Source organism: Labrys sp. F242, assembly GCF_057813875.1.
The window spans coordinates 125,393-137,695 of sequence record NZ_JBVASG010000008.1; the positions used below are offsets into that span (position 1 = coordinate 125,393).

Genomic DNA, 12,303 nt, shown 5'->3' on the forward strand with positions numbered 1-12,303 from the left:
GCTCGACCTGCATTGCCATAATATCCGCAAACGGGAGGATCCCATGTATGTGCGCAAGTTCCGTCTTGACGGCCGGGTTGCCGTCGTCACCGGCGGGGGACGTGGCATTGGCCTGAGTTGCGCAGAGGCTTTGTTGGAAAACGGCGCAAAAGTCGTCATCGCGGACATCGACCTGTCGATCGCCGCCGAAGGGCAGGCGGAACTGGCGCGCAGGGGCTATGAAGTCGATGTGCGCCAGGTCGACGTGACCAAGCCCGCCGAGGTTGATGCCCTGGCCGGCGACATTGTGCGGGACCATGGCCGGGTCGACATCCTCGTTGCCAATGCGGGCATTGCCCGTTCGGGAACGGCGGCCGAGGATGTGACCGACGAGCACTGGCTGCACGTGAACGACGTGAACTACAATGGCGTTTTCTGGTGCAATCGCGCGTTCGGCCGCCACATGCTCAAGGCGGGGCGGGGGGCTATCGTGAATATCGGCTCGATGTCCGGCCTGATTTCGAACCGCCCTCAAAAGCAGACCTACTACAATGCGGCCAAGGCCGCGGTACACCAGATGACCTCGTCTCTGGCTGCGGAATGGGCCGATCGTGGCGTACGGGTCAATGCGGTGGCGCCGACCTATATCGAGACGGCGATGACAATGTACCGGCACGACAATGACGGCATGATCGATGTCTGGCTGCGCGACACGCCGATGCACCGCCTCGGCAAGCCGGACGAGATCGCATCGGTGGTGCATTTCCTGGCCTGTGATGCTTCCAGCCTGATGACGGGAACCACGGTGGTGGCAGACGGCGGGTTCACCTGCTGGTGACATGCGGCACCATTGATGTGCTGGTCAACAATGCGGGTGTCCTGTCGGTCCACAAGGTCGAGGATATCGAGCCTGACGCGTGGGACCGCATGTACGACGTCAACACCAAGGGCACCTTCATGGTGACCAAGGCCCTGCTTGGCCATTCCCGGCAGCGCAAGGCCGGGCGCATTACTGTTCCTGCAAGGCTGCGGTGATCAGCTTCACCCACATCCTGGCCATGGAGGTCGGCCTCGACGGCATCACCGTCAATGCGGTCTGCCCCGGCATCATCGACACCGACATGGGCCGCAACAATTATCGGGACGAAGAGTCGCTCAAGAAAGTCATCGAGAAGACCATGCTCGGGCGCCTGGGATATCCTGAGGATGTCGTCGGCTCCGTCGCCTTTTTCGCATCCGATGATGCATCCTTCATCACCGGGCAGGCGCTCAACGTCTGCGGCGGCATCATCTTCCACTGAAACCATCAACCTCCGCTGAAAGAAAGACCAGCATCGTGAACAATAAACTGGGACTGCACGCCTTTGTCTGGACACCCGGCTGGAGCCACGAACAGTGCGCTCGCGCCATCGGGAAGACGGCGGAACTGGGCTATGACATCATCGAAGCGCCGGCCCTCGATCCGAGCGTATTCGACGTGGATTTCACGCGGCGCGAACTCGAGAAAGCCAATGTCGGCATCACCTTCTCCCTCGGCCTCGATGCCACCACCGATATCTCGAATGGCGACCCCGAGATGGCCAAGCGCGGCGAACGGCGCCTTCTCGACATCGTCTCCATCGCCCGAGACCTAAAGGGCACGCATATCTGCGGGATCATCTATTCGGCGTTCCAGAAATATGCCGTGCCGCCCACAAAGGATGGTGTCGCCCGCGCCGTCGAGGTCCTGCAGCGCGTCGCCGAGCAGGCGGCCAAGAGCGATATCACCCTCGGGCTGGAGGTGGTCAACCGCTATGAGAGCAACGTCCTCAACACGGCGGCGCAGGCGGTCGAGATGTGCAAGCGCATCGGCGCCCCGAATGTGAAGGTCCATCTCGACTGCTACCACATGAACATCGAGGAGGCCGACGTCGCCGCCGCCATCGTCGAGACCGGACCGCTGCTCGGCTATTTCCACACCGGCGATTCAAATCGAGGCTATCTCGGGACGGGGTCGATCGATTTCAAGATGATCTTCCGCGCCCTCGCCAAGGCCAATTACCAGGGACCGATCACCTTCGAATCCTTCTCCTCCCGGGTCGTCGGCCAGCCTCTCGAAGGTATTCTCGGCATCTGGCGTGAACTGTGGGACGACGGCGACGACCTCGCCGCTCATGCCAAGATCTTCACGCAAGCCCATCTCAAGGCCGCCTATGAGACCGAAAAGCGCGGCCGCAGCAGCCTCGTCTAGATCGGATACCAAGTCGCGAAGATGCTGATGCATACGCGACTTGAGCACCTCGCGATTTTCGATGCCAAATCAAAGGCTTGGCGAAAATCGTGAGACGGAACCAAGAGCCATTTTCAATGACTCTCGGTGTGAGCCATCAGGAGGTGACCGTGGGAAGCATTCAGTTCGACCGTGTCAGCAAGAAATATGGGTCCCATCAGATCGTCTCCGACGTCAGCCTGGAGGGGAAGGACGGCGAGCTCGTGGTGTTCGTCGGCCCGTCGGGCTGCGGGAAGTCGTCGCTGCTCCGGCTGATCACCGGCCTGGAGCAGCTGTCGGACGGCCGCGTGCTGATCGACGGCACGGATGTCTCCCGGCTCGCGCCGGCGGACCGTCGTATTGCCATGGTCTTCCAGTCCTACGCGCTCTATCCGCATATGAGCGTGTGTGACAATATCGGCTTCGGCCTGAAGATCGCCGGCATGCCCAAGCAGGAAATCGCCAGCAAGGTGGCGATCGGGCGGGCCATCGTGCGCTCGTCCACGGCCTTCCCGTTCGACGAACCCTTGTCGAATCTCGACGCGGCCTTGCGCGTGCAGATGCGCATCGAACCGGTCCGGCAGCATCGCACCCTTCGCACCACGATGATCTATGTCACTCACGGCCAGGTCGAGGCCATGACGATGGCCGATCGCATCGTGGTGCTGCGGGCGGGCAATGCCGAGCAGTTCAGCACGCCGCTCGAACTCTATGACCGTGCCGCCAACCTTTTCGTCGCAAGCTTCATCGGCTCGCTCAAGATGAACTTCGTGCCGGCGATGCCGAGCGGCGACAAGGAGTTGGAGCTCGCCGGTGGCTCGAAAGTCGCTCTGCCGGATGGGCGGGGCACCCGGCTGGACCAGAAGATGACCTTCGGCGTCCGCCCCGAGCACGTTCTCTATTCCCCCGATGCTGGGCTGTGGGACGGCACGGTGTCCCTGGAGAAGCAACTCGGCAGCGACGCCCTGCTCTATGTCGACGTGCCATCGCTCGGAACCATTACCGTGCGCGCCGTGGGAGAAAGGTGCTTCAAGACCGGCGATAGGATCTTCCTCACGCCTGATGTGTCCCGCGTGCATCTCTTCGATGAGCACGATGTGGCCATTGCCGCATGATGCGCAATTCCTTCCCGATCGATTTCGGTTTCAGAGTTACTTGACACATACTTTGTGATCACCTCCATTTGGTACTGAAAGAACGAGGTGCGAGAAGAATCCATAGTATTACGTCTGCATAACGGCCTTTTGGCGATACGGATTGCCGGTATGCGTTGTTAAATCGCCGCTTTTTGCGGGCGCCCGGATCACAATGAGGCGCGCTTTGAAAAACCATAGGGATGAAATGCCATGAGTAGATCAGATGCAAAGGGCCAGCTTTCGAGGTGGCTGGATCGCTTTGCTCTCGCCGCGGCTGCTGCCGACAAATCCGGGCTCCTCGCTCTGTTCGCGGAGGATTGCTACTGGCGCGATCTGCTGGCGTTCACCTGGAACCTTTACACGGCTGAGGGCAGGGAAGGCGTCGGCGGCCTGATCGATGCGACCTTGGCGCGCACGCGGCCCAGCGCCTTTGCCGTGCAGGACGAGGTGTCGGAAACCGACGGCGTCATCGAAGGATTTTTCACGTTTGAAACCGGCGAAGCGCGCTGTCGCGGCTATATCCGCCTCAAGGGCGATCTGTGCTGGACGCTGCTGACCTCGATGGAGGAACTGAAGGGATTCGAAGAAAAGAAAGGGCGCCGCCGCGTCATGGGTGCCCAGCATGGCGTACACCGCGATCGGCAGACCTGGCTGGAGCGACGGCAGGAGGAAGAGAGCCTCCTGGGCACCGAGACCCAGCCCTATTGCGTGATCGTCGGAGCCGGGCAGGGCGGCCTGGCCCTCGGGGCCCGGCTTAAGCGTCTCGGTGTGCCGACCCTCATCGTCGAGGCCCATGAGAGACCGGGCGATTCATGGCGCAAGCGCTACAAGTCGCTCTGCCTTCACGATCCGGTCTGGTACGACCACATGCCCTATCTGCCTTTCCCCGATGACTGGCCGGTTTATACGCCCAAGGACAAGATGGCTGACTGGCTCGAAGCCTATGCCAAGGTGATGGAACTCAATGTCTGGAGTTCCTCTCCTTGTCGGAAGGCATCCTTCGATGCCGCGCGAGGGCAATGGACCGTGGAAGTCTCGCGCGAGGGCAAGCCGGTTACGCTCACGCCCAAGCACCTCATTTTGGCGACCGGCATGTCCGGTATTCCCAATGAACCTGCATTTCCCGGCATGGAGCTTTTTGCAGGCGAACAATGCCACTCCAGCCGCTACAAGAGCAGTGATGCCTATAGCGGCAGGAAATGCGTCGTCATCGGCTCGAACAACTCAGCCCACGATATTTGCGCCGATCTGTGGGAGAAGGGCGCCGATGTCACCATGGTGCAGCGAACCTCGACCCATGTCGCGAGTTCAGACGCGCTCTTCCAGTTCGGCACCAGCCGGCTCTATTCGGAGGACGCGCTCGAGCAGGGCATCGATACCGACAAGGCCGATTTGTTGAATGCCTCGGTGCCCTACAGGCTCATGCCGGAAATTCTCAGGCCCGTGACCGCGTCCATCAAGGCCGCGGATGCCGATCTCCTGGAGAGACTTGAAAAGGTCGGCTTCCTGCTCGACTTCGGCGACGATGAATCCGGCCTTTTTCTCAAATATATGCGGCGCGGTTCGGGCTACTACATCGATGTCGGCGCTTCCGACCTGATTGCGAACGGGGACATCAAGCTGAAAAGCGGCGTGGGGGTCCGCGAAATCACCCAGAACGGCGTCATGCTCAGCGATGGCACCGAGTTGCCGGCCGATCTCATCGTCTACGCCACCGGCTATGGCTCCATGAATGGCTGGGCCGCCAGGCTGATTTCGCAGGAGGTCGCGGACAGGGTGGGCAAGGTCTGGGGGCTCGGCTCCGATACCACTAAGGATCCCGGCCCCTGGGAGGGTGAACCGCGCAACATGTGGAAGCCGACCCGGCAGGAAGGGCTGTGGTTCCATGGCGGAAACCTGCACCAGTCCCGCCATTACTCCCAATATCTCGCATTGCAGTTGAAGGCGCGCATGGAAGGCCTGCCCACGCTGGTGTTCGGGATGCCGCTGGTTCATCATCTGGTATGACGATGGCGAAAAGACTGGCCGGTGGCTGACCGCCGCGACCGATGCAACGGCGGAGAGATCCACATCGGACGGGGCGCACAATAGTGCCTCGTCCTGGGACTGCCAGTATCTTGCTGGCTCCTGGGCGGGGGACCTTTGCGGGCGGAAGCCAGCAAGATGCTGGCGGTCCCGGGGGAAATCCAAAATCGCCTATGCAGATCAGCGTCTTCGAGACCGGATATCAGGCCTCGACAAGCCGCATGATGGTATCGACGTTGAAACGGATCCGTTCTTCAAGCGCTTCGGGGGTCATGAGGTCGCGTTGAAAGACAATCGAACCGGTATAGCGATTTGTAAAATAGTAATATCCGATCGCTGCAATCGTGATGTTCAGTTGTACGGGGTCAATGCCTGACCGGAATTCACCCGTCTCGACGCCGCGATCAAGCAATTTCCCGACCATGTCGACAAAGCGCGTGCTCACCTGGCGCACCACTTCGGATTTCTTGATGTGCTTTGCCTTGTGCAGATTGGCGCTGTTGACGAGCGTCAGAAATTCCGGGTTCTTCAGGTAATAATTCCAGGTAAATCGCACTAGGCGCTCAAGCGCATCCTTGGGGGGCAGTCGTTCCAGATCGAGCTTTTGCTCGGCCGTTCGTATGTCGGAATAGGCGTCTTCCAAGACGCGTTGAAATAAATCCTCCTTACTTTTGAAGTAATGATAGATCATGCGCTTGTTGGCCTTGGCGCGTTCGGCAATGATGTCGACCCTTGCGCCGCCAAGTCCGTTTTTCGAGAATTCCTTCTTCGCCGCGGCAAGGATTCTTGCTTGCGTGGCTTCCGCGTCTCGGATCCGGGGTCGCTTGGGGGGATTGGTGAGCATTCCTACCTCATTGGGCGTCGCCTGATGCGGAGCCGTCCGTGATGGTACTCGAGGCCGCGTGCCTCTTTCCAGTTACGCTTTGTCGGCCGGTCGGCGGATTCGATCAAGAATTTTGGTAACTTACTGGTTACTTTGACGCTGCGCCAGTGCCGCTTCCACTTTCCCGCTTCCCCTTGCCGCAATGATCCGAGGCTGCGCCCGCGCATCCGGCAGCGTTGACACATCGACGATAACGAAGTAACTAGATAGTGCAATATCGAGAACGCGACAGCGTCCAATGGCGCTCAAAAGCGCGGCGCGATGCGAGGGTCGGCAGGGAGGAAGACATGTCGTTCATCAAGAAATTCATCGAGCAGGAGACGATCAATCGTCGCAATCTGCTCCTGGCATCCGCCTATGGTCTGGGCGGGTTGGCGACGCTCGGAGCGTTGGGTTCGACTGCCGCAAGGGCGGCAGCATCCAACCCGACGATAGCCTGGAGCTATCGAGACAGGACCAATCCCTATTGGAACTACATCGTCTCTGGCGGCGAGGCCTTCGTCGAGAGCCTGGGGCTGCCCAAGACCGCACTGGTCAACCTCATCAATGAGGGATCCAGCGAAAAGTCGCTGGCGGACGTCAAGGCGTTGCTCGGCAAGAACGGCAGCAAGGTCGCACTGGCGATCGATGCGAACGATGCGCCGAACTGCCGTCCCGTGGTGGAGGCCGTTGCGGCTGCCGGCGCCTATGTCTCGACCATCTGGAACAAGACCGACGACCTGCATCCCTGGGACTTCGGCGACCACTACGTGTCCCACATGACCTGGTCGGACGAGGGGCCGGCAGAGCAGACTGCCCGCATCCTCATGGACGCCATGGGCAAGAAGGGCGGCGTGGTTCATCTGGGTGGGATCGCCTCCAACAATCCCGCCATCGAGCGCCTCAACGGGCTCAAGAAGGCCCTCAAGGACTATCCCGACGTGCAACTGCTCGATGCGCAGCCGGCAGACTGGGATACGCAGAAGGCAAATCAGGTCATGGCCGGCTTCATCACGCGCTACGGCGACGAGATCAAGGGCGTTCACTGCGCCAACGACACGATTGCCTACGGCGTGCTCGAGGCGCTGCGTGCCGAGGGCATCGAGGGGATGCCCGTCGTCTCCTATGACGGCAACCAGCAGGCTGTGGAACTCGTCGCCAAGGGACAGATCCTGGCGACCGTCTTCACCAACCCCTACTGGGGCGGCGGCATCAGCGCGGCGCTCGCCTATTACGCAGCGACGGGAGCCTTCAAGCCTTCGAGCGAACCCAAGGAGCACCGCGAGTTCTATGGGCCGACGATCCTGGTCACGCCCAAGGACGCCCTGGAATTCAAGGCCAAATATCTCGACACCAATCCCAAATATGATTGGAAGGACTTCTGGGGCCCGAGCAAGGGGCAGATCCAGTACAAGTCCTGATCCCTTCCTTCCGCACCGGCCGCACGCCCTCCAGGGGGAGGGCATGCGGCCGCGTCCCGTTCCCTCCGATGCAAGAGCGCGACATGGATAGCTTGCTCACCAAGGACAATATTCAAAAGTGGGCACCCGTCCTGGTGCTCCTGGCGCTCGTGTTGTTCTTCTCGGTCGTCAATCCCAACTTCCTGTCGGTGCGCAATTTCGCCCGCATCGCGATTTCGTCGACGCCGGCGCTGATGGTCGCGGTTGGCGTGACGTTCGTCATCCTGATGGGCTCCATCGATCTGTCGATGGAGGGCTCGGTTGCGGTGTGCGCGGTGCTCTTTGCCACGCTGTTCGGGGCGTTGGGCGGTTCCCTTGCCGGCTGGGGCTGGCTGGCGATCCCGGGCGCCATGGCAGTCGGGGCAATCTTCGGAGCCATCACCGGCCTGGTCCATGTCCGCCTGAAGATTCCTTCGTTCATGGCCAGCCTGTCGATGGGTTTCGTCGGCATCGGACTTTCGCTGCTGATCACCGGCGGTGACCGCATCCTCGTCGAGGATCCTCTCTTTCGCTCGCTGCTCACCTATCGTCTCGGCGGCTTCCCGTTGATGGCGTATGTGGCGCTTGCGGCGGTGGTCGCCGGCTGGTTCATCCAGACACAGACGACCATCGGACGAAATTTCTACGCCGTCGGAGGCGGCGAGGACCTGGCCCACGCATCGGGGCTCAATGTCTCCAGGGTACGGGTCATCTGTTTCATGATCGCCGGCGTCTTCTACGCCCTCGGAGCCATTCTCGCCGTAGCCCAGATCGGCATCGCCGAGACCGTGACCGGCCGAAACTTCATGTTCGTCTCGGTCACATCGGTCGTCGTCGGCGGCACGGCGCTTTGGGGCGGAGCCGGCGGCGTCTGGAACACACTGGTCGGCGTGCTGATCGTCAATGTCATCGGCAATGGCATGGTGGTGATCGGCCTGCCGAGCTACGTGCAGGATGGCGTCCTCGGCCTCCTGGTCATCACAGCAGTCTATCTGTCCACCGATCGTCGATCGCTGGCCTTTGTGAAATAGGCGCGCCATGTTCGAACTTCGAAACGTCGAAAAACGCTTCCCCGGCGTCCATGCGCTGAAGGGCATCAATTTCCAGATCGACCGCGGCGAGATCATCGGGCTCGTCGGCGAGAACGGCGCCGGCAAATCCACGCTGATGAAGGTGATCTACGGCGCCGTCCAGCATGACGGCGGCGAGGTGCTCGTCGACGGCAAGGCCGTCCGCTTCCAGAACCCGCGCGAAGCCATGGATCGCGGCGTGGGCATGGTCTTCCAGGAGCAGTCGCTCATCCCCAACCTGACCGTGATGGAGAACATCTTCCTCGGATTCGAGAAGCAGTTCGCCCGCTTCGGCAAGATCAACTGGAAGCGCATGGCGAAGGCGGCGGGCGAGCAGTTGAAGAAGGTCAAGCTGCAGATCGACCCCAGGACGGTCACCTCGAGGCTCTCCTTTGCCCAGCGCCAGCTCGTCGAATTGGCGAAGGTGCTGACGCTCGAGGAGCGCGTGCACGGCCATCTCGTGATCCTCCTCGACGAGCCGACATCGGTCCTTTCGAAGGAGGAGATCGGGCTGCTGTTCAGCCTGGTACGAGACCTGCGCAAGCGGGCGTCCTTCATCTTCGTCTCGCATCGCCTCGACGAAGTCATCGAGCTGTCCGATCGCATCTATGTGCTCAAGGATGGCGCGGTGGTCGATGTGGTCAAAGGCGCCGAGGCCAAGGCCGAAGCCATCCAGCAGCGGATGGTCGGCCGCGACATCAACCAGGAATATTACCGGGAAGAAAAGCAGCGTCCCTACGATGTTCAGAAGCTGCTCTTGCAGGCGGACCAGATCAGCCTGCCCGGGCACTACCGGGACATCTCCGTCAAACTGCATGCCGGCGAGGTGCTGGCACTCGTCGGGGTCGAAGGGTGCGGAAGCGAGGCGATCCTGCGCACGATCTTCGGCCTTGAGCGGATGCAGTCGGGCGCATTGGCCGTCCAGGGCAGCCAGGTGCACGACTTCGGTCCTTCGCAGGGTGTCGCCCGCGGCATCGGATATGTTCCCAGGGAGCGCAAGATCGAAGGCATCGTCGGCGGCATGAACGTCTTCGAGAACATGACGCTCTCGCAGCTTGGCAACTATGCCAAGGCCGGCGTTCTGGACATTGGCTCCGAGCGCAAGCTCGCGCGTGACTGGATCAAGCGCCTGTCGATCAAAGCCTCCTCCGAGAACGCCGATTGCGGAAACCTTTCGGGTGGCAATCAGCAGAAGGTCGTGCTCGCAAAATGGCGCAGTGGCGGCTCGAACATCATCCTCCTCGACCATCCCACGCGTGGCCTCGACATCGGCGCCAAGGAGGATGTCTACGAAATGATCCGGGAGATGTCAGCCGACGGCGTGGGCATCGTGCTCATCGCCGACACACTCGAAGAGGCCATCGGCCTCAGTCACACCATAGCCGTTGTCAAGGATGGCGAGATCCAAAAATGGTTCAATTGTCAGCCAGGCGCAAAGCCCTCCCTCTACGACCTGCTTCATCATATGACGTGAGCGCCAGGGTGATGAATCTCCACCAGCTCAAACGCCATTTTCCCTGGATCACGCTTCTCGTGCTGATCCTGCTTGTCGGCATCATGGATCCGACCTTCCTCAGGCCGCAGAACCTGATGGAGCTCGGCGCCGACATCGCGCCCCTGTTCATCATGGCGCTCGGCATGACGCTCGCCATCTATATCGGCGGCATCGATCTTTCGGCTCAGTCCGTCGCGAACATGACGACGGTGCTCGCCACCCTGTCGCTGCCCTATCTCGGCGTCTTCAGCGCACTCCTGATCGCGCTGGTGGGCTTGCTGTTCGGTGCCGTCTCCGGGCTGGTGACGACGAGGCTCAAGGTGCCCTCCTTCATTGCCACCTTGGCGGTTGGCGGCCTTGCCCTTTCCGTCGGCCAGTTCGCTTCGGGCCAGCGTGCCTTGCACATGGATGTAGGGGCGAGGGACCAGGCGTTCGGATGGATGTTCGGCAGAACCGCCGGCATCCCGCACGAATTGATCGTGTCGCTGGGACTGCTTGCGATAGCCTGGTTCATTCAAAGCCGGACGACTGCCGGGCGCACGCTGAAGGCCGTGGGTGCCGGCGAGCTGGCGGCGGTCGCATCAGGCATACGCGTCGAGCGCTACAAGATCCTGGCCTTTGCCCTTTCCGGCCTGTTTGCGGCGATCGCGGGGCTCATGTTCTCGGTCAAGCTGTCGGGCGGCTCGCCGACCCTGGCCGAGGGCTTTCTCCTGCCAGCCATCGTAGCGGTGCTGGTCGGCGGCACCCCGCTCACCGGCGGCGTCGGTGGTGTCGTCAATACGCTCATCGGCGCGATGATCGTGGCCGTCGTGCGCGCGAGCATGCTCTATCTCAATATCCCCGCGACGGGCCAGCAGATCTTCTTCGGCATCGTGCTCATCGTCGCGATCGCCCTCACCATCGACCGCTCGAAGATGCGGATCGTGAAGTAAGCGAGGGAAGAGCCACATGGAAACAATGCGAGCCGCGGTGCTTACCCGCCCTGGGGCATTCGAAGTCCGGGACGTTCCCATCCCTCGGATCGGCCCGGATGACGCTCTCATCAAGGTGGATCGCTGCGGTATCTGCGGCACCGACATCCATATCTTCAAGGGCCACTATGCCGCCGACACCCTGCCCTTCATTCCCGGGCATGAGTTCACAGGCACGGTGAGCCGCGTGGGTGACAGGGTCCAGGGCTTCGAGGTCGGACAGCGTGTCGTTGCGGACGTCAATATCGGCTGCGGACATTGCTACTTCTGCCGCCGCGGCGAGGTCCTCAATTGCCAGGCAGTCAGTCAGATCGGAATCCATCGCGATGGCGGGTTTGCGGAGTTTGTCGCGGTTCCTGCCCGGCTGGTCATTCCCGCGCCCAGCGAAGCCAAGCCCGAGTTGCTGGCGCTGACGGAGCCGGTCGCCTGTGTTGTCAGGGCCGCGCGCAAATCCGGCATCGGTTTCGGCATGTCGGTCGTCGTGCTCGGCGCTGGGCCCATCGGCAATCTCCATATCCAGATGATGCGCCTCGTCGGAGCCGCCCCGATCATCGCCGTGGAGCCGTCGCGACCCCGAGCGGAACTCGCCGAGAGGGCCGGCGCCGATCTCGTCATCACCGACCCCAAGGACGCCCGCAGGCTCGTCGCCGAGGCGACGGAGGGGCGTGGAGCGGACGTGGTGATCGAAAGCGTCGGCGTCCCCGCACTCTACGCCGAGGCTTTCAGGCTCATTCGCCCCGGAGGCCATGTTGCCGCCTTCGGCATCACGGGCCCCGGCGACAGCGTGCCGCTTCCCTTGCTCGAAACGGTCCTGCGGGAAAACTCGGTCAAAGGTTCAGTGGCCGGCATTGGCCAGGATATGCACGATGCCCTGACGCTGCTGACCCACGGGCGCTTCCAAATCGAGCCCTTCATCGGCTCGGTCGTGCCACTGAGCGCAATTCAGTCCGCCTTCGAGACCATCCAGGATCGGCCGACTGTTCTGAAAACACAGATCGATACGACGGCATGACCGCTTCGGGTCCCCCGAGGCAACGGAATGACAGGCGCCTCGGCCGCGTTGATACAATTGCTCATA

10 protein-coding genes and 1 pseudogene are annotated in these 12,303 nt (G+C 61.4%); 10 read left to right on the forward strand and 1 reads right to left on the reverse strand.

Features of this window, described 5'->3' with window-relative positions:
• The first annotated feature begins 43 nt into the window (after positions 1–43).
• The 5 genes and pseudogenes from ACZYTC_RS31845 to ACZYTC_RS31865 all read left to right on the forward strand — a co-directional run bounded on the left by ACZYTC_RS31845 (position 44) and on the right by ACZYTC_RS31865 (position 5,370).
• Positions 44–817 (forward strand): SDR family NAD(P)-dependent oxidoreductase, encoded by a 774-nt coding sequence (locus ACZYTC_RS31845; protein ID WP_434960544.1) that lies wholly within the window; start codon positions 44–46, stop codon positions 815–817.
• Between the two features lie 17 nt (positions 818–834).
• A pseudogene (locus ACZYTC_RS31850) lies at positions 835–1,280 on the forward strand (SDR family NAD(P)-dependent oxidoreductase).
• Positions 1,281–1,315: 35 nt separating this feature from the next.
• Positions 1,316–2,209: a sugar phosphate isomerase/epimerase family protein gene (locus ACZYTC_RS31855; RefSeq protein WP_488991465.1), complete on the forward strand. Its 894-nt coding sequence runs from the start codon at positions 1,316–1,318 to the stop codon at positions 2,207–2,209.
• Between the two features lie 149 nt (positions 2,210–2,358).
• A complete protein-coding gene (locus tag ACZYTC_RS31860; RefSeq protein ID WP_488991466.1) occupies positions 2,359–3,342 on the forward strand; it encodes an ABC transporter ATP-binding protein in 984 nt (327 codons plus the stop codon).
• A gap of 231 nt (positions 3,343–3,573) precedes the next feature.
• The gene (locus tag ACZYTC_RS31865; protein WP_488991467.1) at positions 3,574–5,370 is read left to right on the forward strand and encodes a flavin-containing monooxygenase; all 1,797 of its coding nucleotides are present in this window, start codon (positions 3,574–3,576) and stop codon (positions 5,368–5,370) included.
• Positions 5,371–5,590: 220 nt separating this feature from the next.
• Here the strand turns inward: ACZYTC_RS31865 and ACZYTC_RS31870 are convergent, their stop codons facing one another.
• Positions 5,591–6,232 carry a TetR/AcrR family transcriptional regulator gene (locus ACZYTC_RS31870; protein WP_434960548.1) on the reverse strand — a complete coding sequence of 214 codons (642 nt, stop codon included), beginning with the start codon at positions 6,230–6,232 and terminating at the stop codon, positions 5,591–5,593.
• Positions 6,233–6,558: 326 nt separating this feature from the next.
• Between ACZYTC_RS31870 and ACZYTC_RS31875 the strand changes: the two genes are divergently transcribed.
• The 5 genes from ACZYTC_RS31875 to ACZYTC_RS31895 all read left to right on the forward strand — a co-directional run bounded on the left by ACZYTC_RS31875 (position 6,559) and on the right by ACZYTC_RS31895 (position 12,237).
• A complete protein-coding gene (locus ACZYTC_RS31875; RefSeq protein ID WP_454817588.1) occupies positions 6,559–7,671 on the forward strand; it encodes a sugar ABC transporter substrate-binding protein in 1,113 nt (370 codons plus the stop codon).
• Between the two features lie 83 nt (positions 7,672–7,754).
• A complete protein-coding gene (locus ACZYTC_RS31880; protein ID WP_434960550.1) occupies positions 7,755–8,720 on the forward strand; it encodes an ABC transporter permease in 966 nt (321 codons plus the stop codon).
• Between the two features lie 7 nt (positions 8,721–8,727).
• Positions 8,728–10,233: a sugar ABC transporter ATP-binding protein gene (locus ACZYTC_RS31885; RefSeq protein WP_488991468.1), complete on the forward strand. Its 1,506-nt coding sequence runs from the start codon at positions 8,728–8,730 to the stop codon at positions 10,231–10,233.
• A gap of 11 nt (positions 10,234–10,244) precedes the next feature.
• Entirely contained in the window at positions 10,245–11,186 is a 942-nt protein-coding gene (locus ACZYTC_RS31890) for an ABC transporter permease (protein ID WP_441770826.1), read from the forward strand.
• Between the two features lie 16 nt (positions 11,187–11,202).
• A complete protein-coding gene (locus ACZYTC_RS31895) occupies positions 11,203–12,237 on the forward strand; it encodes a zinc-dependent alcohol dehydrogenase (protein WP_488991469.1) in 1,035 nt (344 codons plus the stop codon).
• Positions 12,238–12,303: the final 66 nt, after the last annotated feature.

Bases quoted from the DNA above. Each gene is read 5' to 3' on its own strand.
- ACZYTC_RS31845 (WP_434960544.1), top strand. From the start codon at position 44: ATGTATGTGCGCAAGTTCCGTCTTGACGGCCGGGTTGCCGTCGTCACC.
- ACZYTC_RS31865 (WP_488991467.1), top strand. From the start codon at position 3,574: ATGAGTAGATCAGATGCAAAGGGCCAGCTTTCGAGGTGGCTGGATCGC.
- ACZYTC_RS31870 (WP_434960548.1), bottom strand. From the start codon at position 6,232: ATGCTCACCAATCCCCCCAAGCGACCCCGGATCCGAGACGCGGAAGCC.
- ACZYTC_RS31875 (WP_454817588.1), top strand. From the start codon at position 6,559: ATGTCGTTCATCAAGAAATTCATCGAGCAGGAGACGATCAATCGTCGC.
- ACZYTC_RS31880 (WP_434960550.1), top strand. From the start codon at position 7,755: ATGGATAGCTTGCTCACCAAGGACAATATTCAAAAGTGGGCACCCGTC.
- ACZYTC_RS31885 (WP_488991468.1), top strand. From the start codon at position 8,728: ATGTTCGAACTTCGAAACGTCGAAAAACGCTTCCCCGGCGTCCATGCG.
- ACZYTC_RS31890 (WP_441770826.1), top strand. From the start codon at position 10,245: ATGAATCTCCACCAGCTCAAACGCCATTTTCCCTGGATCACGCTTCTC.
- ACZYTC_RS31895 (WP_488991469.1), top strand. From the start codon at position 11,203: ATGGAAACAATGCGAGCCGCGGTGCTTACCCGCCCTGGGGCATTCGAA.